22 protein-coding genes and 1 pseudogene are annotated in these 23,724 nt (G+C 70.0%); 15 read left to right on the top strand and 8 right to left on the bottom strand.

What is annotated here, in order from left to right:
• The first annotated feature begins 44 nt into the window (after nucleotides 1-44).
• The 6 genes and pseudogenes from I6I07_RS11465 to I6I07_RS11445 all read left to right on the top strand — a co-directional run bounded on the left by I6I07_RS11465 (nucleotide 45) and on the right by I6I07_RS11445 (nucleotide 4,665).
• On the top strand, nucleotides 45-1,220 hold the full coding sequence (locus I6I07_RS11465; RefSeq protein WP_198486718.1) for an ABC transporter substrate-binding protein: 1,176 nt from the start codon (nucleotides 45-47) through the stop codon (nucleotides 1,218-1,220).
• A gap of 35 nt (nucleotides 1,221-1,255) precedes the next feature.
• Nucleotides 1,256-2,176, top strand: coding sequence for a branched-chain amino acid ABC transporter permease (locus I6I07_RS11460; RefSeq protein ID WP_006391326.1), 921 nt, complete (start codon nucleotides 1,256-1,258; stop codon nucleotides 2,174-2,176).
• Between the two features lie 19 nt (nucleotides 2,177-2,195).
• Nucleotides 2,196-3,182, top strand: a complete 987-nt coding sequence (locus tag I6I07_RS11455) for a branched-chain amino acid ABC transporter permease (protein WP_198486717.1) — start codon at nucleotides 2,196-2,198, stop codon at nucleotides 3,180-3,182.
• Nucleotides 3,183-3,244: 62 nt separating this feature from the next.
• Nucleotides 3,245-3,643 (top strand): annotated as a pseudogene (locus I6I07_RS31910) (ATP-binding cassette domain-containing protein); the annotation flags it as partial.
• A 9-nt stretch (nucleotides 3,644-3,652) separates the two neighbouring features.
• Entirely contained in the window at nucleotides 3,653-3,958 is a 306-nt protein-coding gene (locus I6I07_RS31905; protein ID WP_420094584.1) for a hypothetical protein, read from the top strand.
• On the top strand, nucleotides 3,955-4,665 hold the full coding sequence (locus I6I07_RS11445; protein ID WP_198486715.1) for an ABC transporter ATP-binding protein: 711 nt from the start codon (nucleotides 3,955-3,957) through the stop codon (nucleotides 4,663-4,665). Before I6I07_RS31905 ends, I6I07_RS11445 begins: the two co-directional genes overlap by 4 nt.
• Before the next feature lie 30 nt (nucleotides 4,666-4,695).
• Here I6I07_RS11445 and I6I07_RS11440 read toward each other — a convergent pair whose 3' ends face one another.
• Complete coding sequence (locus I6I07_RS11440) at nucleotides 4,696-6,324, bottom strand: mannitol dehydrogenase family protein (RefSeq protein WP_198486714.1); 1,629 nt, start codon at nucleotides 6,322-6,324, stop codon at nucleotides 4,696-4,698.
• Nucleotides 6,325-6,591: 267 nt separating this feature from the next.
• Here I6I07_RS11440 and I6I07_RS11435 point away from each other — a divergent pair, with 267 nt between their 5' ends.
• The 3 genes from I6I07_RS11435 to pyrF are packed head-to-tail and all read left to right on the top strand — an operon-like array spanning nucleotide 6,592 to nucleotide 9,188.
• A complete protein-coding gene (locus tag I6I07_RS11435; protein WP_006391332.1) occupies nucleotides 6,592-6,990 on the top strand; it encodes a diacylglycerol kinase in 399 nt (132 codons plus the stop codon).
• Between the two features lie 52 nt (nucleotides 6,991-7,042).
• Entirely contained in the window at nucleotides 7,043-8,362 is a 1,320-nt protein-coding gene (locus tag I6I07_RS11430) for an NAD(P)/FAD-dependent oxidoreductase (RefSeq protein ID WP_198486713.1), read from the top strand.
• Nucleotides 8,363-8,369: 7 nt separating this feature from the next.
• On the top strand, nucleotides 8,370-9,188 hold the full coding sequence (gene pyrF, locus I6I07_RS11425) for an orotidine-5'-phosphate decarboxylase (RefSeq protein ID WP_061073317.1): 819 nt from the start codon (nucleotides 8,370-8,372) through the stop codon (nucleotides 9,186-9,188).
• A 69-nt stretch (nucleotides 9,189-9,257) separates the two neighbouring features.
• Here pyrF and I6I07_RS11420 read toward each other — a convergent pair whose 3' ends face one another.
• The 6 genes from I6I07_RS11420 to ribBA all read right to left on the bottom strand — a co-directional run bounded on the left by I6I07_RS11420 (nucleotide 9,258) and on the right by ribBA (nucleotide 13,859).
• Nucleotides 9,258-9,824, bottom strand: a complete 567-nt coding sequence (locus I6I07_RS11420; protein ID WP_198486712.1) for a CinA family protein — start codon at nucleotides 9,822-9,824, stop codon at nucleotides 9,258-9,260.
• Nucleotides 9,821-10,327 carry a phosphatidylglycerophosphatase A gene (locus I6I07_RS11415; RefSeq protein ID WP_198487491.1) on the bottom strand — a complete coding sequence of 169 codons (507 nt, stop codon included), beginning with the start codon at nucleotides 10,325-10,327 and terminating at the stop codon, nucleotides 9,821-9,823. The genes I6I07_RS11420 and I6I07_RS11415 overlap by 4 nt, the downstream gene beginning before the upstream one ends.
• A gap of 136 nt (nucleotides 10,328-10,463) precedes the next feature.
• Complete coding sequence (gene thiL / locus I6I07_RS11410; RefSeq protein ID WP_420094575.1) at nucleotides 10,464-11,429, bottom strand: thiamine-phosphate kinase; 966 nt, start codon at nucleotides 11,427-11,429, stop codon at nucleotides 10,464-10,466.
• A gap of 253 nt (nucleotides 11,430-11,682) precedes the next feature.
• Complete coding sequence (gene nusB / locus I6I07_RS11405; protein WP_006391338.1) at nucleotides 11,683-12,174, bottom strand: transcription antitermination factor NusB; 492 nt, start codon at nucleotides 12,172-12,174, stop codon at nucleotides 11,683-11,685.
• The gene (gene ribH, locus I6I07_RS11400) at nucleotides 12,143-12,673 is read right to left on the bottom strand and encodes a 6,7-dimethyl-8-ribityllumazine synthase (protein WP_006391339.1); all 531 of its coding nucleotides are present in this window, start codon (nucleotides 12,671-12,673) and stop codon (nucleotides 12,143-12,145) included. The genes nusB and ribH overlap by 32 nt, the downstream gene beginning before the upstream one ends.
• A gap of 10 nt (nucleotides 12,674-12,683) precedes the next feature.
• On the bottom strand, nucleotides 12,684-13,859 hold the full coding sequence (ribBA, locus tag I6I07_RS11395; protein ID WP_054428927.1) for a bifunctional 3,4-dihydroxy-2-butanone-4-phosphate synthase/GTP cyclohydrolase II: 1,176 nt from the start codon (nucleotides 13,857-13,859) through the stop codon (nucleotides 12,684-12,686).
• Nucleotides 13,860-14,006: 147 nt separating this feature from the next.
• On the opposite strand from ribBA, the gene I6I07_RS11390 reads away from it, so the two are divergent.
• From I6I07_RS11390 to phnE (I6I07_RS11365), 6 genes are all read left to right on the top strand, one after another.
• Nucleotides 14,007-14,813, top strand: coding sequence for an HAD-IIB family hydrolase (locus I6I07_RS11390; RefSeq protein ID WP_198486710.1), 807 nt, complete (start codon nucleotides 14,007-14,009; stop codon nucleotides 14,811-14,813).
• Nucleotides 14,814-14,823: 10 nt separating this feature from the next.
• Entirely contained in the window at nucleotides 14,824-15,639 is an 816-nt protein-coding gene (locus I6I07_RS11385; protein WP_198486709.1) for an IclR family transcriptional regulator, read from the top strand.
• 211 nt (nucleotides 15,640-15,850) lie between these two features.
• Nucleotides 15,851-16,858 (top strand): phosphate/phosphite/phosphonate ABC transporter substrate-binding protein, encoded by a 1,008-nt coding sequence (gene phnD, locus I6I07_RS11380; protein WP_054476210.1) that lies wholly within the window; start codon nucleotides 15,851-15,853, stop codon nucleotides 16,856-16,858.
• Between the two features lie 5 nt (nucleotides 16,859-16,863).
• Complete coding sequence (gene phnC / locus I6I07_RS11375) at nucleotides 16,864-17,634, top strand: phosphonate ABC transporter ATP-binding protein (RefSeq protein WP_198486708.1); 771 nt, start codon at nucleotides 16,864-16,866, stop codon at nucleotides 17,632-17,634.
• Nucleotides 17,634-18,533, top strand: a complete 900-nt coding sequence (gene phnE / locus I6I07_RS11370; protein ID WP_198486707.1) for a phosphonate ABC transporter, permease protein PhnE — start codon at nucleotides 17,634-17,636, stop codon at nucleotides 18,531-18,533. The genes phnC and phnE (I6I07_RS11370) overlap by 1 nt, the downstream gene beginning before the upstream one ends.
• Complete coding sequence (phnE, locus tag I6I07_RS11365) at nucleotides 18,530-19,354, top strand: phosphonate ABC transporter, permease protein PhnE (RefSeq protein WP_006391346.1); 825 nt, start codon at nucleotides 18,530-18,532, stop codon at nucleotides 19,352-19,354. The genes phnE (I6I07_RS11370) and phnE (I6I07_RS11365) overlap by 4 nt, the downstream gene beginning before the upstream one ends.
• A 123-nt stretch (nucleotides 19,355-19,477) precedes the next feature.
• Here phnE (I6I07_RS11365) and I6I07_RS11360 read toward each other — a convergent pair whose 3' ends face one another.
• The gene (locus tag I6I07_RS11360; RefSeq protein ID WP_198486706.1) at nucleotides 19,478-23,695 is read right to left on the bottom strand and encodes an autotransporter domain-containing protein; all 4,218 of its coding nucleotides are present in this window, start codon (nucleotides 23,693-23,695) and stop codon (nucleotides 19,478-19,480) included.
• Between the last annotated feature and the right edge of the window lie 29 nt (nucleotides 23,696-23,724).

Below are 23,724 nucleotides of genomic sequence, written 5' to 3'. Positions count from 1 at the left end.
CGCCAACCATGACCGTGAGACACGGCAACGCAAGGGGAATCACCATGAAACGCATCTATCTGCTGGCCGCCGCCGCGGCTATGGGACTGGCGCCCGGCGCCGCCGCCTGGGCCGACGTCAAGATCGGCCTGCTGACCACGCTGACCGGCCCCGGCTCGGTGCTCGGGCAGGACCAGCTCGACGGCTTCATGCTGGCCGTCGAACAGGGCGGCGGCAAGCTGGGCGGCGTGCCGGTGCAGGTCATCAAGGAAGACGACCAGTTCAAGCCCGAGGTCGGCGTGCAGGCCGCGCGCAAGCTGGTGCAGAGCGACAAGGTGCCGATCATCACCGGCGTGGTGTATTCCAACGTGATGCTGGCCGTGGCGCGGCCGGTGACGGGCGCCGGCGTGTTCCTGGTGGGCTCGAACGCCGGCCCCACCAACCTGGCCGGCAAGGACTGTTCGCCGTTCTTCTTCTCGACCTCGTGGAACAACACCCAGCGCCACGAAGGCAGCGGCGAGATGGCAAACCAGATGGGCTTCAGGAAGGTCTACCTGCTGGCGCCCAACTACCAGGCCGGCAAGGACGCCATGGCCGGCTTCAAGCGCTTCTTCAAGGGCGAGGTGGTCAACGAGGTCTTCACCCAGGTCAACCAGCCCGACTACTCGGTCGAGCTGGCGGCCCTGGCCGACGCCAAGCCCGATGCCGCCTATGTGTTCTTTCCCGGCGGCATGGGCGTGAACTTCATCAAGCAGTACCGCCAGGCCGGCCTGTTCGACAAGATCCCGCTGCTGTCGGTGGACACCATCGACGGCGCCACGCTGCCCGCGCTGCAGAAGGATGCGCTGGGCGCGGTCACCAACGTGCCGTATTCGCCGGACCTGGACAACGCCGCCAACAAGGCCTTCGCCGCCGCCTTCCGCCAGAAGTACGGCCGCGAGCCCTCCAGCTACGCGGCCCAGTCCTGGGACGCGGCGCAGCTGATCGGCTCGGCGCTCAAGCGCACCGGCGGCAAGACCGACGACAAGGAAGCCTTGCGCAAGGCGCTGGAGGCGGCCGATTTCCAGTCGGTGCGCGGCGAATTCCGCTACCAGCCCAACCACTTCCCGGCGGCCGGCTTCTTCCGCGCCGACGTGGCGGCGGGCGCGGACGGCAAGGTCGGCTTCGTCAACAAGGGCCCGATCTTCGCCGACCTGTCCAAGGTCTCGGATCAGTACGCCGCCCAGTGCGCCATGAAATGACGCCGGCCTGCCGGGCAAGAACGAGGTAAGGCGCCATGTCCGCGACATTGCTCCTGGTGCAGGCCCTGAACGGCCTGCAGCTGGGTATCCTGCTTTTCCTGCTGGCCGCCGGCCTGACGCTGGTGTTCGGCATCATGAACTTCATCAACCTGGCGCACGGCTCGCTGTACATGATGGGCGCGTTCATCGCGGCCACCGTGTTCCGCCACAGCGGCTCGTTCCTGCTGGCCGCCGCCGCGGTGGTGGCCGGCATGGCGCTGCTGGGACTGCTGCTGGACCGCATCGCGCTGGCGCGGCTGTATCCGCGCGAGCACCTGGACCAGGTGCTCGCCACCTTCGGCTTCATCCTGTTCTTCAACGAACTGACGCGCATCATCTGGGGCCCGGCGCCCATCAGCATGGGCCTGCCGTCGTGGCTGTCGGGCACCATCGACCTGCTGGGCGTCACCTATCCGCTGTACCGTTTCCTCATCATCGTGGCGGGGCTGGCGGTGGCGGCGGGCTGCTACGTGCTGATCCACCGCACGCGGCTGGGCATGCTGATCCGCGCCGGCTCCACCGACCGCATGATGGTGGGCGCGCTGGGCGTGAACATCGCGCGCCTGAACACGCTGCTGTTCGTGCTGGGCGCGGTGCTGGCGGGCGTGGCCGGGTTGATGGCCGGGCCGATCCTGTCGGCGCAGACCGGCATGGGCGAGCCGATCCTGATCCTGACGCTGGTGGTGATCGTCATCGGCGGCATCGGCTCGGTGCGCGGCGCCTTCCTGGCGGCGCTGATGGTGGGGCTGGTCGACACGCTGGGGCGGGCGCTGCTGCCCGCCTTGCTGCGCGCCGCGCTGCCGCCGGCCGCCGCCAACGCGGCGGGGCCGGCGATCGCCTCGATGCTGATCTACATCGTCATGGCGCTGGTGCTGGCGCTGCGGCCGCAGGGCCTGTTTCCCGTGCGGCACGGATAGCGCCCAAGGAGGCCACGACATGCTTCGACTCTCTCCCCGCACGCTCGCCGCCGGCGCGCTGTTGCTGCTCCTGGCGCTGGTGCCGCTGTATGCGCAATGGCAGGGCGAACCGTTCCTGCTGGCGCTGTTCGGCCGGGTGCTGGTGTACGGCATCGCCGCGCTGGCGCTGAACCTGCTGCTGGGCTACGGCGGCATGGTCAGCTTCGGCCACGCGCTGTACCTGGGCCTGGGCGCCTACGCGGTTGGCGTGCTGAACCACTACGGCATCGAGAACGGCTGGCTGCACCTGCTGGCCGCGCTGGGCGCCTGCGCCGTGGTCGGCCTGGTCAGCGGCTACGTGGCGATGCGCACGTCCGGCATCGCCTTCATCATGATCACGCTGGCGTTCGCGCAGATGTTCTATTTCCTGGCCACGGGGCTGGAGGGCTTCGGCGGCGATGACGGCATGTCGCTGTTCGCCGGCAGCGACTTCGGCCTGTTCCGGCTCGATACGCCGCTGGCGCTGTACTACACCGCGTTCGGCGTGCTGCTGCTGGCGCTGGCCGCGCTGCACCGGCTGGTGCACGCGCCGTTCGGCATGGCCCTGCGCGGCTGCCAGGCCAACGAGCGGCGCATGCGCGCGCTGGGCTTCGCGACGCTGCGCTACCGCCTGGCGGCCTATGTGCTGTCGGCCATGGTGTGCGGCGTGGCCGGCGTGCTGCTGGCCAACCTGACGCTGTATGTGTCGCCCTCGTACCTGGCCTGGACCACCTCCGGCGAACTGATCGTGATGGTGGCGCTGGGCGGGCTGGGCACGGTCGTCGGCCCGGTGGCCGGCGCGTTGGCCTTCCTGTTGCTGGAGGAAGGCCTGAAGCTGCTGACCGACCACTGGATGCTGGTGATGGGCCTGCTGATCGTGGGCGTGGTGCTAGTGTCGCGCCGCGGCCTCTATGGCGGCCTGTCGGACGCGCCGATACGCCTGCGCGCCGCCCGCACCCTGCCCCATCCCACCGGAGAACCACGATGAGCGCGCTGCGCGTCGAACACCTGGTCAAGCGCTACGGCGGCCTGACCGTCACCGACGACCTGTCGCTGGACATCCGGCCGGGCGAACTGCATGCCGTGATCGGCCCCAACGGCGCGGGCAAAACCACGCTGATCGGCCAGTTGAGCGGCGAGCTGCGGCCCGACGGCGGCCGCGTGCTGCTCGATGGCGAGGACGTGACGCGGCTGCCGGTCGAGCGGCGCGTGCGCCGCGGGCTGGCGCGCTCGTACCAGATCACGTCGGTATTCAAGCCGTTCACCGCGCTGGAGAACGTGGCCATGGCGGTGCAGGCGCGGCGCGGCCACAGCTTCCGCTTCTGGCGGCCGATGCTGTCCACCCCCGCGCTGCGCGAACCGGCGCGCGACGCGCTGGCGCTGGCCGGACTCGACGGCCGCGCCGACACCCCAGCCGCCGCGCTGGCGCATGGCGAGCTGCGGCAGCTGGAACTGGCCATGGTGCTGGCCTGCGAGCCGAGCCTGCTGCTGCTGGACGAACCCATGGCCGGCATGAGCCAGCACGAATCCGAGGCCATGACGCGGCTGCTGCAGCGGCTGCGCGGGCAGTACACCATCCTGCTGGTGGAGCACGACATGCAGGCGGTGTTCGCGCTGTCCGACCGCATCACGGTGCTGGTGTATGGCCGCGCGCTGGCCTGCGGCGACGCCGACCAGATCCGCAATGATCCGCAGGTGCGCGAATGCTATCTGGGCAGCGAGCGCGGCCACGCCGGCCGCCGCGCGCAGGGAGCCCCCGCATGAGCGCGCTGCTGTCGCTGCGCGGCGTGACCGCGCATTACGGCGCCAGCCAGGCGCTGTTCGGCATCGACCTGGATATCGGGCCGGGCGAATTCGTGACGCTGCTGGGCCGCAACGGCATGGGCAAGTCGACCACGGTCAAGGCCATCATGGGCCTGAACCGCGCCAGCCGCGGCGCCATCACGTTCGGCGGGCGCGACGTCGCCGCGCTGCCGGCCTACAAGGTGGCGCAATGCGGCATCGGCCTCGTGCCCGAGGGCCGCCACGTGTTCCCCAACCTGTCGGTGCGCGAGAACCTGGTGGCCACCGCGCACAACCGCCAGGGGCTGGCGCAGCCGTGGACGCTGGAACGCGTCTACACGCTGTTCCCGCGGCTGGCCGAACGCGCGCGCCACCTGGGCAGCCACCTGTCGGGCGGCGAGCAGCAGATGTTGGCCATCGGCCGCGCGCTGCTGACCAACCCGCGCCTGCTGATCCTGGACGAAGCCACCGAAGGCCTGGCGCCGGTGGTGCGCGAAGAGATCTGGCAGGCGCTGGAAAGCCTCAAGCGCACCGGGCTGGCGGTGCTGTGCATCGACAAAAACCTGGAGCCGCTGCTGGCCACCGCCGACCGCCACGCCATCATCGAGAAAGGCCGGGTGGCCTGGAGCGGCACCTCGCAGGCCTTCATCGACGACGAGCCGCGCCTGCTGCACTACCTGGGCGTGTAGCGCGGCGGCCGCCGGCGGCGCGCCGTGGGATCACATGCCGACGCCCGCCGCTTCCCGCGGCTGCGCCGCCGCATCGGCGTCAGCCGCATCCATGGCGTCGGCCAGCGCCAGGCTGTCTGACGGGGCGATGGTCTCGGGTTCGCGCGCCACGGCTTCCAGCGCATGCAGCACGCCGTGTTCGCGCAGGGTCTCCAGCTGCGCGGCCAGCGCGGCCACGAACACCGGCTTCTCGCCAAGGTCGCCGAACACCGGCCGAAAACCGGCCAGCACCAGCGCGCGGCGATACGCGGCCTGCTTGGGCGCCGCCGCCCGCGCCGCGACGTCGGCGCGCGCCACCAGCCTGGCCAGCGGCCTGGCCAGCGGATCCTGGATCTCATGGCTGGCGCCGTTCTCGTCCTCGCCACGCAGATAGTGCAGCCAGGCCGCCACCGCCAGCGCCAGGCGGCGGATATCGTCACCGCCGCGCAGGCGGTCGCGGATGGTGGCCAAGAGCCGCTGCGGCAATTTTTGCGAGCCGTCCATCGCGACCTGCCGCGTCGGCTGCGGCAGCGCCGGGTTGTCCACGCGCGCCAGGAAGCGCTGGCGATAGCCTTCCAGCCCCGAGTCCGGGATGCCCTTGAGCGTCGGCGCGATCTCGTGGCGCATCATGTCATCGAGATACTCGCGCAGCGCCGGCAGGATCGCGGCTTCGCGGATGGTCTCGATGCCCAGCAGCGCCCCCAGGTAGGCCAGCGCCGAATGAGGACCGTTGACCATGCGCAGCTTCAGGCGTTCGTAGGGCGCGGCGTTGGCCACGAAGGTCACGCCCGCCGCTTCCCAGGCGGGACGGCCGGCCGCGAACTTGTCCTCGATCACCCAGTTCAGGTAGGGCTCGCCGACCACCGGCCAGGTGTCTTCCATGCCCAGCCGCTGCGTGATGCGCGCGCGGTCGTCGTCGCGGGTGGCCGGCACGATGCGGTCGACCATGGAATTGGGAAAGGTGCAGTGGGCGTCGATCCAGCCGGTCAACGCCACGTCCAGCCGCAGCGCGAAGGCCAGCACCAGGCTGCGCAGGGTATCGCCGTTGGCCTGCAGGTTGTCGCAGGACAGCAGCGTCAGCGCCGGCAGGCCGCGTTCGCGCCGCAGCGCCAGGCCGTAGACCAGCAGGCCGATGGCGCTGCGCGGGCGGATCGGGTTCTCCAGGTCGTGCAGGATGTCGGGGTCGTCCCATCGCAGGTGGCCGCTGGCCGGCTCGTGGCAATAGCCCTTCTCGGTGATGGTCAGGCTGACGATGCGCGTCTGCGGATAGGCGATGCGCTCGAGCACGGCGTTAGGATCTTCCTCGGCCACCATCACGCGCTGCACCGCGCCCACCACGCGCAGTTGCTCGCGCGGCTGGCCGTCGGCGCCCTGGTCGCGCAGCGCCAGCGTATAGAGGCCGTCCTGCGGCGCCAGCGCGTCGCGGGTGGCGGGACTGCGCAACGATACGCCCAGGATGCCCCAGCTCAGGTCCTGGCTGGCGGCCATGGCGATGTCCGTCGCCACCGCCTGGTGCGCGCGGTGAAAGGCGCCCAGCCCCAGGTGCACGATGCCCGGCGTGAGCCGGCTGCGGTCGTAGCCGGGTTTTTCCACGTCTGCGGGAAGACGCGCCAAGGACTCCGTATTCAAGCGTTCGAGCATGGATTGCCGTGCCATAGAGCGCCGTCATGCGTCTGCCGCGTGGCCTGCAGATAGGCGCGTTGGTAGGGAAATTGCACGCGGCGGGCAGGGTCGATGGCCCCGTCGCGCAGCCGCGCGTCGCAAGGGTATCGCATGGGCGTGACGAAGGCAAAACGTAACTCGACGTTACCAAGACGATGCCCTGCCGGCCCGCCCGTCGTGCATCGCGTCACGCCGGCAATCCATATCTGTTAAAAAGCCGCCACACCCGGCCTTATTACGCTCCCCATGTCGACCGATCCGCACCACTCGCCCTACAAAAGCACCGGCGGCCTGCGCCGCATCCTGAACGCGCTGCGCTACTCGCTGCAGGGCCTGCAGGCCGCCATCAAGTACGAGGCGGCCTTCCGCCAGGAACTGGCGCTGGCCGTGCTGCTGATCCCGGCCGCGTTCTTCCTGGGCCGCACCACGGTCGAGGTCTTCTTCCTGATCGGCACCGTGGTGCTGGTGCTGGCGGTGGAACTGCTGAACTCGGCGGTCGAGGCGCTGGCCGACGCGCTGTCGGTGGACACCCATCCGCTGCTGGGCCGGGCCAAGGACCTGGGCAGCGCCGCCGTCATGCTGCTGCTGCTGTTCACCGTGGCGGTCTGGGTCGGCGTGGCGGTCAGCCGCTTCGTGATGCACTGAATCCCGGCGCAGGCTTGCCCGTCCAGGGGCCCGCGCCTCTATACTGGGAGCCATGATGCCCAATTCGACGCCAGCCACCTCGGAACGTATCGTCATCGTCGGCGGGGGTGCCGGCGGCCTTGAACTGGCCGCCAAGCTCGGCCGCATCCACGGCCGCCAGCATGTCACCCTGGTCGACAGCCGCCCGTTCCACATCTGGAAGCCGTCGCTGCATGAAGCGGCGGCCGGCACGCTGGACATCCACCAGGAAGGCCTGTCCTACCTGATGCTGGCGCACCTGAACGGCTTTTCCTTCGCGCAGGGCCAGCTGGTCGGCGTCGACCGCGAACGCCGCCAGGTCACCGTGGACGCCGTGGCCGACGCGCAAGGCCAGGAAGTGCTGCCGCGCCGCGAACTGGCCTACGACACGCTGGTGCTGGCGCTGGGCAGCACCTCCAACTTCTTCAACACCCCGGGCGCGGCCGAGCACGCCGTCACGCTCGACACCACCGAGAACGCCGAGCAGTTCCGCCTGACCATGCTCAAGGCCATGGCGCTGGTCGACCAGGCCAAGGTGCGCGATCCGTCCGCGCGGCTGGACCTGGTGATCGTCGGCGGCGGCGCCACCGGCGTCGAACTGGCGGTCGAGCTGACCGAGGCCAGCCACGTCGTCAGCGCCTACGGCCTGCCGAACTTCCGCGCCGAGCGCGACCTGGCGATCACGCTGGTCGAGGGCGCGCCGCGCATCCTGTCGGCGCTGCCCGAAAAGATCTCCGCCGCCGCCACCGCGCGGCTCACCGAACTCGGCATCCGCGTCGAAACCGCCTGCCGGGTCTCGGAAGTCACCGCCGATTCGGTCAAGACCGCCGACGGCCGCGAATTCCCGGCGCGCCTGTGCATGTGGGCCGCCGGCATCAAGGGCCCGGCCCTGCTGGCCGAGCTGGACCTGCCGCTGAACAAGCTGGGCCAGCTCGAGGTCAATGAACGGCTCGAAACCGCCGACCCGCACATCCTGGCGCTGGGCGACTGCTGCGCCGCGCCCTGGCGCGAAGGCCGCACCGTGCCGGCGCGCGCCCAGGCCGCGCACCAGCAGGCCGACTACCTGTGCAAGAAGCTCACCGCGCGCCTGCGCCGCGCGGCCGAGCCCACCGCCCCCTACGTCTACGAGGACCACGGCTCGCTGGTCTCGCTGGGCCAGGACGCCGGCGTGGGCAGCCTGATGGGCAAGCTGGCCGGACGGGGACTGTTCGTAAGCGGTACACTGGCGCGCCTGATGTACATGAGCCTGCACCTGATGCACCACAAAGCGGTGCTGGGCATCTCACGCACCGCCTCCCTGGCCCTGGCGCGCCTGCTCATGCGGCGCACGCGCCCCCGGGTCAAACTGCACTGAACTCCCCATGAATTTCCTCCAAAGACTCGAACACGCCTGGACCACCAGCAACTCGCTCCTGCAAGTCGGGCTCGATCCCGACCCGCAGCGCTTCCCGCGCGAACTGCAGGACAAGCCGGACGCGATCTTCCAGTTCTGCCGCGACATCGTCGACGCCACCGCGCCGTACGCCTGCAGCTTCAAGCCGCAGATCGCCTACTTCGCCGCGCACCGCGCCGAAGAGCAGCTCGAAGCGCTTTGCCAGCACATCCGCGACAAGCACCCCGACCTGCCCATCGTGCTGGACGCCAAGCGCGGCGACATCGGCTCCACCGCCGAGAACTACGCCCGCGAAGCCTACGAGCGCTACCAGGCGCACGCGCTGACGGTCAGCCCCTACATGGGCCTGGACTCGGTCGAGCCCTACCTGGCGTGGCGCGACCGCGGCGTGATCGTGCTGTGCCGCACCTCCAACCCGGGCGGTTCGGACCTGCAGTTCCTCAAGATGGATAACGGCGAGCCCCTGTACCTGCACGTGGCGGGGCTGGTGGCCGACAAGTGGAATGCCAACGGCCAATGCGGCCTGGTGGTGGGCGCGACCTTCCCGAACGAGCTGGCCGCGGTGCGCCAGCGCATCGGCGACGCGGTGCCGCTGCTGGTGCCCGGCATCGGCGCCCAGGGCGGCGACATCACCGCCACCGTCAACGCCGGCGCCAACGCCGCGCGCAACGGCATGATGATCAACTCGTCGCGCGCCATCATCTACGCCAGCGGCGGCGACGACTGGCGCGAAGCCGCCGGCACGGCCGCGCGCGGCCTGCGCGACGCCATCAACGCGGTGCGCTGACCCGCGCTTGCGGGGGCCGCCCGGCCCCCGCCTGTGTGTTTCCCGACCGCGCCATCGCGCGCGGCCGTCTCAACGCCGGTTGACCGGCGCTCCCAGCAGTTCAAGCAAGCCGCGCAACGCGAATTCGACCGAGGCGTTGCGCACCTGCGCGCGGTCGCCGCTGAACACGTGGGTGACGGCGCGGCTGCTGATGCCGTCGCCGACTCGCTGCGCGAAGCCGAAGCACACCATGCCCACCGGCTTGCCCGGCGTGGCGCCGCCGGGGCCGGCGATGCCGGTGGTGGACACCGCCACCTGCGCCGCCGGCGACGCCAGCAGCACGCCGTTGGCCATTTCCAGCGCCACCGGCTCGCTGACCGCGCCGAAGTGATGCAAGGCATCCGGCGACACGTCCAGCTCGGCCACCTTGGCGTCGTTGCTGTAGGTGATGAAACCACGGTCGAACCATTCGCTGGAACCGGGCACCGCGGTGACGGCGCCGGCCAGCAGGCCGCCGGTGCACGACTCGGCCGTGCCCAGGATCAGGCCCTGGCGCCGCAGCGTGTCGCCCAGCCGTTCGGCCAGGCCATAGGCGGTGGCTTGCGCCAGTTGTTCGGCCGACAGATTGGACCGCGTGCTTTCCTGTTGCTGGTTCATCCCAAGACTCCTGTGCGCACGGCCAGCGCCATGATCAGCAAGGCGTATCCGGCCGCGACGATATCGTCCCACATTACCCCGAAACCGCCTTTCAGGCGGGCATCGAAGAACTTGATGGGCGGCGGCTTGACGATGTCGAACGCGCGGAACAGCACGAACGCCAGCGTCTGCGACAGCCAGCCGGCCGGCGTCAGCCACAGCACCAGCCAGAACGCCACCATCTCGTCCCACACCATTCCGACATGATCGGGCTGCTGGAGTTCGCGGCCGACGCGGTCGCAGGCCCAGCAGCCGTACAGGAAGGCCAGCGCCAGGAAGATGCCGATGGCCAGGTCGGAGGCGGCCGGCGCGGCCGCGACCCAGATGATCCAGGCCAGCAGCGTGCCCCAGGTGCCCGAGGCGGGCCGGATCAGGCCGCTGCCCAGGCCGAAGGCGATCAGCCGGCCGGGATCGCGGCAGACCCAGGACAGCGAGGGATAGACCGCGCGCGAGCGTTCGCGCATCGACGGGGAATGGGGGGAAGAGGACGGCATGGATGAGGGCCCGGTGATGGCTGGGGGAATGGCGCTGTTGTTGGCGGCGCGTATGGCAGCGATTGTGGCAGGGTTTGGCGGCGCTCGCCGCCAAACCGGCGGCCGCTCAGGCCGCGGGAAAATGGTCGAAGCCGGCAGGCAAGCGGGCCAGCGGCTGCCCCGCGGCGTCCAGCACCGCCAATCCCGACTGCGCCACGACGCTGCCCACCTGGGTCACGCGCGCGCCCACCGCCTGCGCGGCGGCCCGCACGGCGTCGCGGCGGTCGGCCGGCGCGGTGAAGCAAAGCTGATAGACGTCGCCGCCGCCCAGCACGGCGCGGCGCACCTGCTCGGCGGGCATGCCGGCCAGCGCGGCCGCCACGGGCATGCGGTCTTCATGCAGCGACGCGCCCACCCGGCTGGCCGCCAGGATGTGGCCCAGGTCCTGCAACAGCCCGTCGGAAATATCGATGGCGGCGTGCGCGATGCCACGCAGCGCCAGGCCCAGCGCCACCTGCGGCGCGGGCCATTCCAGCGCGCCGCGGGTCGCGGCCAGCCTCGCCGCGTCGGCCGGGTACTGCCCGTCGAGCAGGCGGTAGGCCACGTCGGCCGCGCCCAGTTCGCCGGACACCCAGATGTCGTCGCCCGTGCGCGCGCCGTCGCGGCGCAGCGCGGCGCCCGCCGGCACGGCGCCGAACACGGTCACGCTGATGGCCAGGTCATGGGCGCTGCGGGTAGTGTCGCCGCCGATCAGCGGGCAGCCATGGACCGCCGCCAGCGCATGAAACCCGTCGGCAAACGCCGCCAGCCATGGCTCGTCCAGCCGCGGCAACGCCAGCCCCAGCACGCAACCGATGGGCCGCGCGCCCATGGCGGCCAGGTCCGACAGGTTCACCGCCAGGGCCTTGTGCCCCAGCGCCTTCGGATCGACATCGGGAAAGAAATGCCGGCCTTCCAGCAGCAGATCGGTGCTGGTGGCCACCTGCTCGCCGGGCGGCACGGGAAACAACGCGCAGTCGTCCCCCACGCCCAGCAGGCCCGCCGGGGCGGAGCGCGTGAAATAGCGCGCGATCAGATCGAATTCGGACGCCACGACAACTCCGCAGTCCGGCGCCATGCGCCGGAATTGACTCCCAAACAGGAGCCCCGCTCCAAAGGGAGAATCGCCAAAGGAACGAGGGAAAGCTCACCCCAATAGGAAGCTTGCCCCAGGAAGCTCACCCCAAAAAATGGGCTCCCCAAATGAAATAGGCCCTCCAGACCCGGGCCGCGCGGATCCGGGCTCCGCCGGTCCGCAGCGGCGCCCCCTTGGGGGGGAAGCGCGCAGCGCTTCGGGGGGGGGGGGCCTATTTTTTGATCTCGTGCGCCCGCACGTCCGCAGCCAGCTTGTCGAGCACGCCGTTGACGAACTTGAAGCCATCGGTGCCGCCGAACGACTTGGCCAGTTCCACGGCTTCGTTGATGGCGACCTTGTACGGCACTTCGACATGATGGATCAGTTCGAAGCTGCCGATCAGCAGGATGCCATGCTCGACCGGCGACAGCTCGGCCAGCGGGCGGTCGACGTAGGGCGTGAAACGCTCGCGCAGCGCGGGCGCCTCGCGCAGGACGCCATGCAGCAAGGTCTTGAACCATTGCGCGTCGGCCTCGGAGAATTCCTCGGTGTCGCGCAGGTGGGCGTCGATCTCGCCGGCGTCCTGCGTGCCTTCGCCACCGCGCAGCAGCCACGCGTACACGCCCTGCAGCGCGAATTCGCGCGCACGGCGGCGCGCGCTGCGGGCGTTGGCGCGGGCTTGCGCCGCGCTATCAGCGCTGGTCGTCGTCTTCTTCGTCGTCAAAATCTTCGTCCTCGTCTTCGTCGTCTTCGTCTTCTTCCTCGGGCTCCAGGGCCGCCACCAGGTTGGCCATTTCAACGGCCACCTGCGCGCAGTCGCGGCCCTTGCCGGCGGCGCGGGCTTGCGCCTGCTCGTCGGTGTCCACGGTCAGCACGCCGTTGGCGACCGGGATGCCGGTCTCGAGGGAGATGCGGGTGATAGCAGTGGCCATTTCATTGCTGACCACTTCAAAGTGATAGGTCTCGCCGCGGATGACCGCGCCCAGCGCGATCAGGGCGTCGAACTCGAACGTCTCGGCCATGTGCGACAGGGCCACGCCCAGTTCCAGGGCGCCGGGCACGGTGGCGACCATCACGTCGCGCTCGTCCACGCCGAGTTCGGCCAGTTCCTTCAGGCACGCTTCGAGCTCGGCCTGGCCGATCTCTTCGTTGAAGCGGGCGCGTACGATGCCGATGTGCAGCCCTTCGCCGTTCAGGTCGGGGGTAAGGATGTAAGGGTTCATGTGTCGGCCTTCAGTGTGTTGCGGGAGTGTTCAGAGGGTCGCAATCGTAACCCGTAATGGTGAGCGAGAAGCCCGCCATGCTGGGCATCTTGCGCGGCCGGGCCAGCAGCCTCATCTGGCCCACGTTCAGGTCGCGCAGGATCTGGGCGCCGATGCCGTAGGTGCGCAGGCCGAAACGGTCGGCGTTGGCGGGGTTGGCATTGGCCTTGGGGTCGTTCCAGCCGGCGATCTGCGCGAACAGGTGTTCGGTGGAGGACTGGCAGTTCATCAGCACCAGCACGCCGGCCGGCGCCTGCGAAATGGTCTGCAGGGCCTGCGCCACGCCCCAGCTGTGCGGGCTGGCGCCGGTATCCAGCACGTCCAGCACCGAGGCCGGCTCGTGCACGCGCACCAGGGTCTCGACGTCAGGCGTCACGGTACCATGCACCAGCGCCAGGTGGGCCGAGCCGGTGGCCGCGTCTTCGTAGGCCACGGCCTCGAACGTGCCCCAGGCGGTCTGCATGCTGCGCTTGCCGACGCGCTTGACGATGGATTCGTGCTCGCTGCGGTATTGGATCAGGTCGGCGATGGTGCCGATCTTCAGGCCGTGTTCGCGGGCGAATTCGACCAGGTCGGGCAGGCGCGCCATGGTGCCGTCCGGCTTGAGGATCTCGCAGATCACGGCGGCCGGGGTCAGGCCGGCCATGGCGGTCAGGTCGCAGCCGGCCTCGGTGTGGCCGGCGCGCACCAGCACGCCGCCGGGCACGGCGCGTACCGGGAAGATATGGCCGGGCTGGACCAGGTCGGACGGCTTGGCGTCGCGCGCCACCGCCACCTGGATGGTGCGGGCGCGGTCGGCGGCCGAAATGCCGGTCTCGACGCCTTCGGCGGCCTCGATCGACTGGGTGAAATTGGTGCCGTATCGCGTGCCGTTGCGGGCCGCCATCAGGGGCAGGTCCAGCTGGCGGCAGCGCTCTTCGGTCAGGGTCAGGCACACCAGGCCGCGGCCGTGGGTGACCATGAAGTTGATGGCTTCGGGCGTGACGAATTCGGCGGCCATGACGAGGTCGCCTTCATTTTCACGGTCTTCCTCGTCAACCAGGATGACGATGCGGCCGGCGCGCAGCTCGGCGATGATCTCGGCGACCGAGGCGATATCGAAGGATTCCGGCTCGGAGCCGGGCAACGGGGACAACTGGACGGACATGGCGGGCACGCAAACCAGGCGGGAAAGCCCGGATTTTACCGCCCCTGGCGCCATATCCCCTACCGGGCCGCGCCGCCCCCGCCCAAACAGGGCCGTCCGGTTAAACTTTCGGCCGGAGAACACCCCATAAAACCAAGGAAAAACGCCATGCAAGCCCTTGCGGCCATGCCTTCGACCGTCGCGGCGGGGATCCGCGTCGTGCTCACCGACATCGACGACACCCTGACCACCGAAGGCCGGCTGCCGGCCGACGCCTACGCCGCCCTGGAACGCCTGGAACAGGCCGGCATCCAGGTGGTGCCGATCACCGGCCGCCCGGCCGGCTGGTGCGACCACATCGCCCGCATGTGGCCGGTGCGCGCGGTGGTCGGCGAGAACGGCGCGTTCTACTACGCCTACGACCGCCAGGCGCGCCGCATGGTCACGCACTACTGGACCGACGCGGCCTCGCGCCAGGCCAGCCGCAAGCAGCTGGACGCCATCCGCGACCGGGTGCTGGCCGAGGTGCCCGGCGCCGCCGTCGCCAGCGACCAGGACTACCGCGTGGCCGACCTGGCCATCGACTTCTGCGAGGACGTGCCGCCCCTGCCCGAGGCCGACATCGGCCGCATCGTGCGCATCTTCGAAGACGCCGGCGCCCAGGCCAAGGTCAGCTCGATCCACGTCAATGGCTGGTTCGGCGACTACGACAAGCTGACCATGACGCGCACCCTGTTCCAGCGCGAATTCGGCATGGACGTGGCCGGCGCGCTCGACAGCACCCTGTTCATCGGCGACTCGCCCAACGACGAGCCCATGTTCGCCTACTTCCCGGTCTCGGTCGGCGTGGCCAACATCCAGTCGCAGCTGCACCGTCTGACGCATCGCCCCGCCTACGTGGCCGCGTTCCACGGCGGCGCCGGCTTCACCGAGATGGCCGACCGCCTGCTGGCCGCCCGCGCCGTCACTACCTGAGGCTCGCACCGTGGCCACCGCCAAACCTTCCGCCCCCGCCGCCAACGACGGCCGCCGCAGCATCCAGTCCATCGAAGTCGGCGTGCCGCTGCTGGCCGCGCTGGTCGACGCCGCCAAGCCGTTGACGCTGCGCGACCTGGCCGCCGGCGCCGGCATGACCTCGGCCAAGGCCCACCCCTACCTGGTCAGCTTCATCCGCGTCGGCCTGGTGCAGCAGGACAGCATCACCGGCCAGTACGAGCTGGGGCCGTTCGCCCTGCAGATGGGACTGGTCAGCCTGCAGCGGCTGGATCCGGTGCGCATCGCCATGCCCGAGATCGCCAAGCTGCAATCCGAGATCGGCCACACCCTGGGGATCGCGGTGCTGGGCTCGCACGGCCCCACCATGATCCACATGACCGAGGCCAGCTACCCGGTGCACGTGAACATGCGCAAGGGCACCGTGATGTCCATGCTGCACACCGCCACCGGCCTGGTGTTCGCGGCCTGGCTGCCGCCCAAGGTCAGCGAGCACTACATTGCCCGCGAGGAAGGCGACACCGCCGTCATCGCCAGCGTGCCGCCGCCGCGCAAGGCCAGCCGCGCCAACATCGAGGCGCAGCTGGCCGACATCCGCGTGCACGGCATGGCGCGCGCCCTGGGCAACCCGCTGCCCGGCGTCGACGCCCTGTCGGTGCCGGTGTTCGACAACACCGGCAACATCGTGCTGGGGCTGACCAGCCTGGGCCCCACCGGCCTGTTCGACGTGTCCTGGGACGGCGCCATCGCCCGCCCCCTGCTGGCCTGCGCGCAGGAAATCTCGCGCAAGCTGGGCTACCGCGCCTGACCCTGCCTCCCGCCTGACCCGCGAGCCCTGCGGGCGGATCCGCCGATCCGTCCACGGGGCCCTCGCGCCGTTCGCGCAAAAACGAACCTGAAGCGAACAAAACGAACAAAACCCGAAAAAAAAGGCAGGGACTTTCCCAAGTGTCGGCCCCCCGCTTGTATGTTTGAATTCAGTTACCAGTCATATTCAGACCTATAAGAGGAGACATACGATGCGCGCATTGCGTCACCTGCAAGCGGCCTCGCTGGCCGCGCTCGCGTTCGGAGCGTTCGGGGCATCCACAGCCCACGCCGCCGACACCTGCCCGAACCGGGGCGACCTGGACCAGATGTACTGCGACGCCAACAAGGACCTGGTGGCCGACACGCCCACCGATCCGGCCAAGCTCAAGACGCCGTCTACGCTGGTGTTCACCTACACCCCGGTGGAAGACCCGGCGGTGTATGAAGACATCTTCAAGCCGTTCACCAAGCACCTGTCGGAATGCACCGGCAAGCGCGTGGTGTTCTACCAGGTGCAGAGCAACGCCGCCGAGATCGAGGCCATGCGCTCGGGCCGCCTGCACGTGGGCGGCTTCTCCACCGGCCCCACCGCCTTCGCCGTGAACATCGCCGGCGCGGTGCCGTTCGCCGTCAAGGGCTACGCCGACGGCTTCCAGGGCTACAACCTGATCGTCATCGTCAAGAAGGACAGCCCGTACCAGAAGCTCACCGACCTCAAGGGCAAGAAGCTGGCGCACACCGCGCCGTCGTCGAACTCCGGCCACATGGCGCCCGTGGCGCTGTTCCCCAAGGAAGGCCTGACGCCCGACAAGGACTACAAGGTGGTGTTCTCGGGCAAGCACGACCAGTCCGTCATGGGCGTGAACTCCGGCGACTACGACGCCGCCGCCGTGGCCTCGGACGTGTTCAAGCGCATGATCGAGCGCGGCCAGGTCAAGGAAGCCGATTTCCGCGTCATCTACAAGAGCGAGAAATTCCCGACCTCGTCGTTCGCCTACGCGCATGACCTGGAGCCGAAGTTCCGCGACCAGATGCTCAAGTGCTTCTACGACTACCGCTTCCCGGCCGAGATGTCCAAGGCCTTCGACGGCGCCGACCGCTTCTACCCGGTGACCTACCAGAAGGACTGGGCCATCGTGCGCCAGGTCGCCGAATCCGGCGGCGAGAGCTTCAACCGCGCCGCCTACGACCGCGAATCCGCCAAGAGCAAGAAGTAATCAGCATGACGACGTCGCTACGCATTTCCGGCCTGGTCAAGGAATACCGGGCCGGCCGGCCGGTACTGAACGGCATCGACCTGCAGATCGCGGGACGCGGCCTGACGGCCATCATCGGCCCGTCGGGCACCGGCAAGAGCACGCTCCTGCGCTGCATCAACCGGCTGATCGAGCCGACCCGCGGCGAGATCGTGCTGGAGTCCGGCGACGGCACGGTCGACCTGGCCCGGGTGCGTGGCGCGTCGCTGCGGCGCGCGCGCCGGCGCATCGGCATGGTGTTCCAGGAATACAACCTGGTCGAACGCCTGACCGTGATGGAAAACCTGCTGACCGGACGGCTGGGCTACACCGGCGCCTTCAAGGCCTGGACCCGCCGCTTCGAGGCCGAGGACATCGAGCACGCCTACCAGCTGCTGGATACCGTCGGCCTGGCCGGTTTCGCCGACCAGCGCGCCGACGCCCTCTCGGGCGGCCAGCGCCAGCGCGTGGGCATCGCCCGCGCGCTGATGCAGCGCCCGCAGCTGCTGCTGGCCGATGAGCCGACCTCGTCGCTCGACCCCAAGACCTCGGTCGAGATCATGGAGCTGCTGGCGGCGCAGGGCGACGCCAGCGGCATCCCCGTGATCGTCAACATCCACGACGTCGAGCTGGCGCGGCGCTACGCCGGCCGCATCGTCGGCATGTCCGGCGGCCACGTGGTCTACGACGGCGACGGCCATGGCCTGGACGCCACCATGCTCAAGACCATCTACGGAGGCGAGTCTTGGCTGGCTTGATGACTCCCCGCTCCTCCCACCCGCGCCCCTTCGCGCTGTCCGGCCGCGCCAAGGCCGGCGTGCTGCTGCTGGTGCTGTACACGGTCTACGCGGCCGCGCAGCTGGACTTCAGCTGGGCCCGCTTCGAAAGCGGCATGGGCCACGCCTCGACCTTCCTGGCGCGCATGTTCCCGCCCAATTTCGAGAAGCCCGCCACGCTGTGGAAGGGCATCGCCGAAAGCCTGGAGATCGCCGTGCTGGCCTCGGTGCTGGGCATCCTGTTCGCGCTGCCCGTGGGGCTGCTGGGCGCGCGCAACCTGATGCCGGCGTGGGTCTCGTGGCCGGCGCGCTCGATCGTCGCGCTGTGCCGCGCGCTGCATCCGGTGATCGTCGCCATCCTGTTCGTCAAGGCCGTGGGCTTTGGCGCCCTGGCCGGCATCCTGGCGCTGACGGTGGCCTCGATCGGCTTCATCGGCAAACTGTTCACCGAGGCCATCGAGGAAATCTCGCTCAAGCAGGTCGAGGCGGTGCGCGCCACCGGCGCCTCGTTCGCCAACGTGCTGGCCTTCGGCGTGCTGCCGCAGGTGTTCGCGCGCTTCATCGGCTTTGCCACCTACCAGTTCGACTCGAACCTGCGCAACTCCACCATGGTGGGCATCGTCGGCGCCGGCGGCGTGGGCGGCACGCTGTTCTCGGCCTTCCAGCGCTTCGACTACGACTTCGTCAGCGCCATCCTGCTGACGCTCATCGCCATCATCATGCTGGGCGAGATCCTGGCGGGCTTCGTGCGCGCCGTGTTCCTGGACAACCTGGGCTTCGACCGCATCCTGCAGAGCCGCTTCGCCGGCGCGCGCGGCCTCGGCTCAAGCGCCTCGAAGGCGGCCTACCAGGCCGCGCGCAAGGCGGAGGCGGACCAATGAACACGCACGCTCCCACCCTGCCCGCCAATGGCGCGCCGCGCGTCTGGCACCGCTACAGCCTGGGCCAGCGGCTGCTGCGCTTCGCCCTCTACCTGCTGCTGGTGGCCGCCATCGTGCAGGCCATCCGCGGCGTCGAGGTCATCCCCGAGTTCCTCTACGACGCGCCCGAGCAGATGGCCGACCTGTTCCAGCGCATGTGGCCGGTGGACTGGGCCCACTATCGCGGCGGCGTGCACGACGCGCTGATCGAGACCCTGCACATCGCCACGCTCGGCACCATCCTGTCGGTGTTCATGGCGGTGCCCGTGGGCCTCTTGGCGGCCAACAACCTCACGCCCAGCAAGACCATCAACATGCTCGCGCGCCTGGTCCTGGTGTCGAGCCGCTCGGTCAACTCGCTGGTGTGGGCGCTGCTGTTCATCGCCATCTTCGGCCCCGGCGCGCTGGCCGGCACGCTGGCCATCGCGTTCCGCTCCATCGGCTTCGTCGGCAAGCTGGTGGGCGAAGCCATCGAGGAAGCGCAGCGCGGCCCGATCGAGGCCGTCACCGCCACCGGCGCCAGCAAGGCCTCGGTGATCTGGTACGCCTACTGGCCGCAGATCCGCCCGGCGTTCTGGTCCATCGTGCTGCTGCGCTGGGACATCAACGTGCGCGAATCGGCCGTGCTCGGCCTGGTCGGCGCCGGCGGCATCGGCATGGCGCTGGACACCGCGCTCAACCTGTTCCAGTGGGACCGCGTCGCGCTGGTGCTGGCGGCCATCTTCGTGGTGGTGGTGCTGGCCGAGATCCTCATCACGCAGGCACGCAAGCGCATCCTCTGACGCGCCCGCAACCAACGTTCCTTTGCGCCGCCTGGCAACGGGCGGTTTTTTTTGCCCGCGCGGGATGTGCAGAGGCCGCGAACGACGGGGGCCAACGAAGCTTGGCGGACCGGGCGCGACGCATCAGAAGCGGATCGCGAGATTGGCCCGCACGCCATGATCCCGCGCCGCGCTGGCCAGTTGCCCCTGGTACGCCAGGCCGAAGGTGGTCCGGCGCGTGACCTGCAGATCCAGGCCGGCCTCGATCACCGCGCTGTCACGGGCGATGGCCACGCCCGCCACCGTGAACGCGTCGCCCGCCGAGAAGGCCTGCGTCGCCACCGGCTTGACGTCGCCCAGCGCGTGGCGCCAGCCGAGCGAACCGCGCGCCACCGCCTGGGCACTGCCCATGTCGAAGCCGGACGCGGCCCGCAGCCCCAGCGTCGTGAAGGTCGTCTCGGTGGTCTGGCCGCTGGCGCGCAGCGCGGCGGGGCCGCCGCTTTCGCGATAGCCGTCGGTGCGCAGGTTGACGTAGGCCAGGTTGGCGAACGGTTCGAGCGCGACGGCCGCGGTCTCGATGCGATACCCCAGGTCGATGAAGGCCTGCGCGGTGCGACCGTCATAGCCGGCCTTGAGGCGGTCGGCCAAGCCCGGCATGGCGACCGAGCGGCGCGTGGCGATGTCGTGCCAGCTGTAGGCCAGCCCGCCGCGCAGGCCCCACGCGCCCCATTGGCCGCCGCCGTAGGCGCCCAGGTGGTAGTTGTCGCTGTGGCCGGACGACGCGCGGTCGTTGACGTCGAAATCGGTGCGGCTGTAGCCCGCCATCAGGCCAAGCCGCCAGGCCTCGCCCACCGGCGCGTCGACTCCCATCAGGAAGCCGCCGGTCGAACTCTTGACGCGGGCGGCATTGCCGTCGCCGTCGATCCGGCTCCAGCTGCCCATGCCCTGGATCCAGCTGGCGGGCCCGTTCAGGCCGGCCGGCAACGGCGCGCCGCCGCCAAGCGCCGCCACCAATGGCGCGGGACCGGTGCCGTTGCCGGCGGCCGCGCGCAGGCGGCCGCTCATGGCGTCGCGCAGGTAACGGCTGTCCTGCAGCAGCAAGGTCTTGGCCGAGGCGTGCAGCTCGCCGGACAACTGGTCGAAGCCGGCTTGCAGCGTTCCCGCATCGTCCGGCAGGCGCACGACGGCGTCATACAGCGCATGCCCGCCGGCCAGGCCGATGCTGTCGATGGCCGCGGCCGCGGCGCGCTGGTTGCGCGTCGCGCCCTTCGACGCCATGCCGGTCTGGTTGCGCGCCAGGTTCAGCGACACGCGGCCCGCGCCGTAGTCGTAGTCCAGGCTGGGCGTGAGGAACGCGAAATCGGACGACACGGTATCGAAGCGGCCGGACAGCGTGCCGTCCACTTCCATGATCGTGTAGCTGGCGCGCAGACCGTAGTTGCCGCTGGCGCCGATGTGCACGACCGAACCGCCGTTGAGCGTGGCGTTGCCGGTGACGTGGACGCGGTCGGCGCTGCCGCCCGCGGGGTCGGCCTCGACCAGATAACGCGCCCCCGGCTGCATCACCAGGTCGCCGTCGATGGTCAGCATGCCGATCGAATTGCCCGGTGACAACACGCCGCCATTGGCCACGGTGACCCTCGACCCCACGCCAGCGCCGATCGTGCCATTGCCGCCCAGCACGCCGCCATCGGCCACCGTGAACGAACCGCCCAGCCGGCCGTTGATCGCCAGCCGGCCGCCATTGACGAGCGTGCGGCCGGTGAAGCCGGAACCGTCGCCCTTCAGGTCGAGCACGCCCCCGCCGGCCTTGATCAGGTCGCCGCTGCCCGACAGCGCACCGGTCAGGCCCAGCGTGGTGTTGGCGGCCACGTCGAAGCCGCCCGACTGCGTCACGGTAACGGCGCGCGCCGTATCGAACGTCGCCGTGGTCGCCAGCATGCCACCGCCCTCGAGCGCCAGGCCACCGGCGACGGCGCCGAGGTTGGCGTCGCGCTCGACCTCCAGCGCGCCACCCGTGACGCGCGTGCCGCCGCTGTAGGTGTTGGCGCCACTCAACACCAGCGTCCCGGCGCCGGCCTTGGTCAGCGTCCTGCCATTCCAGCCGGTCGCCGCGTTGGCGGCCTGGTCGGCCAGCGCCGCGCCCACCGTGAACCGATCCGTGGCGTTGGCCAGCGTGAACGTGCCATGCGCCAGGCTGTTGCCGGCGGTCCAGGTCAGGCCGTAGCTGGCCAGGTATTGGCGGCTGTCGGCCGACTTGCGCGTGTTGACGCTCAGATAGTCCACCGCGCCGGCGGCGCCACCGGCGCTGATCCGGGCGAAGTCGCCGTTGATGCCGTGGGTGGTGTCGATCAGCAGGACCTCCGCCGGACTGGCGCTATAGATGCCGCCCAGCCGGAAGCTCACATCGGCCCCGAGCGTCACCGTGTCGGCGCGCAGCGCAGCGCCGTGGGTACCGGCCGTGAGATCGAGGATGGTGTGGTCGGCCATGCCGACGTTGCCCGCCACCCCCAGGGAGGCGGTCCCCTGCACCGCCAGCGTGCTGCCCGTGCCCGACACCTGCAGGTCGCCGGCCAGGCGGTTGGCGGCGCCGGTCGTCGCATCGCCATACTGCAGCGTCCCGCCCGTCACTTCGGCCGCGCCCCCCAGCTGATTCAGCACCACCAGCCTGCCGCCCGACACAGTGGTCTTGCCCTGGAACGCGCCACTGTCGCCTGTCAGGCGCGTGGTGCCGGCGATCTGGTTCAGGCTGTGGGAGCCATTGCCCACGCTGGCGAGCCGCGTCGCGAATGCGTAGGCCGTGTCGCTATGGTTGAAATTCACGGTGGCGTTGCCGGCGCCGAACAGGATATCGCCGGCGTTGAGCGTGCCCGCGCCCACCGCCGCCTGCCCCACCGGCGCGCCAATGTTGATCGTGCCGGAGGTCCGGTAGAACAGGAGCGAATCCTTCGCCAGCGAGACACTCCCCGTGTTGCTGGCGCCGACGTTGACAACGCCGCCTTGCGCGATCGTCAGGCTGCCCGCGCCCGTCCCCACGCCGAATCCCAGCGTCATTGCGCCGCTGTTGTTCCAGAGGGAACCGGCGCCGCGGACGATGACATTGCCGCTGCCGCTCATGCTGCCCACAAAGCTGTCGACGTTCGAGGCGATGCCTCCGGCCTCTATCATCATTGCGCCCTGGCCCTCGACATCGCCCACCCTGAGCTCGCGGGCGTTGGCCCAGGTCGAGCCGCGCCCCGTCACCAGGAGGGTGCCATTGCCGTTCTGGAGACGGCCGATGACGCCATCAACGCTGCTCACATAGCCCCCCGCCAGGATCGATACCGCGCCGCGCCCGCCTTCCGACCCTACCAGCAGGGCCGCACGATTGACCCAGCGCGACCCGGCATCGGCAATCGCCACGCTCGCCGTGCCGTTGCCCTGCGCATCGACCGTGGCGAACTGGTTCGAGACCGTGCCGCTGTTGGCGACGCTCAATTCAGCGGGCCCGGCGCCGCCGACGAACAGGTTGCCGGTGAGGGCCCAGGTCGATCCGGAATTGGATACATTGACCCTGGCCGTGGCGTCGGCCGCCGCGCCGGCATCGATCCGCCCTTCCTCCGTGCCCAGTACGTTGAGGATCCGCAGTTCGCCGCCGCTGACGGTGGTATCGCCGTTGAAGCGCGCGCTGTCGCCCAGCAATCGCGTGATGCCGGCGTAATGATTGAGCTGGTGGCGGCCCGCCGCGCTGCTGACCAGCGCCGAATTGAAGAGCACCATGCTCACCGAATTGAAGTTCAGCGTGCCCCTGCCCGCGCCAAAGCGGACCTCCGCCGCGTCCAGCACGCCCGCGGCATCGGCGGCCACGCTGCCGGGCGCGGTGCCGATGTTGATGACGCCGACCGCGCCGGGATTGCGGGCCAGCTCGGCAAAGCCCTGGCCATTCGCGCCCACCGTGACCGAGCCGTGGTTGGCGACCGTCAGCGTGCCGTTGCCGCTGGCGCCGATGACCAGGCTGCCGTTCATGATCCAGTACGCGCCCAGGCCCGAGACCTTCGCCGTGCCCACGCCGCCCGTCGTCAATCCCAGCCAGCCGCTGGCGCTGCGCACGGCCGTCCCCGGCGGTTCGATCTGCAACGAACCGGACGCGGTATCGCCGACGACGAGGTCATTGGCATCGCCCCAGTTCACCACGGGCGTCACGTCGCCGGTCACCGCCGCGCCGGCCACCGCCTGCGCGGCGGGCACGGCGCAGGCCAGCGCCAGGACGGCCGCCAGCGCCATGGCGGGCGCCCCGCCCTTGGCCCGCCCCCGGGCGTGCTCGCTGGCCACCTGCCACTGGCCCGTGGCTCGGCTCTGGACGATGCGATACGTGCGGTTCATGGGCCTCTCTTCTTTTTGTCATGGCCCGT

The sequence above is a fragment of the Achromobacter deleyi genome, from assembly GCF_016127315.1.
In the GTDB taxonomy this organism is placed as follows: domain Bacteria; phylum Pseudomonadota; class Gammaproteobacteria; order Burkholderiales; family Burkholderiaceae_B; genus Achromobacter; species Achromobacter insuavis_A.
Note: the sequence above shows the minus strand (reverse complement) of the source record. Positions and strands in the feature narration are given on the sequence as shown.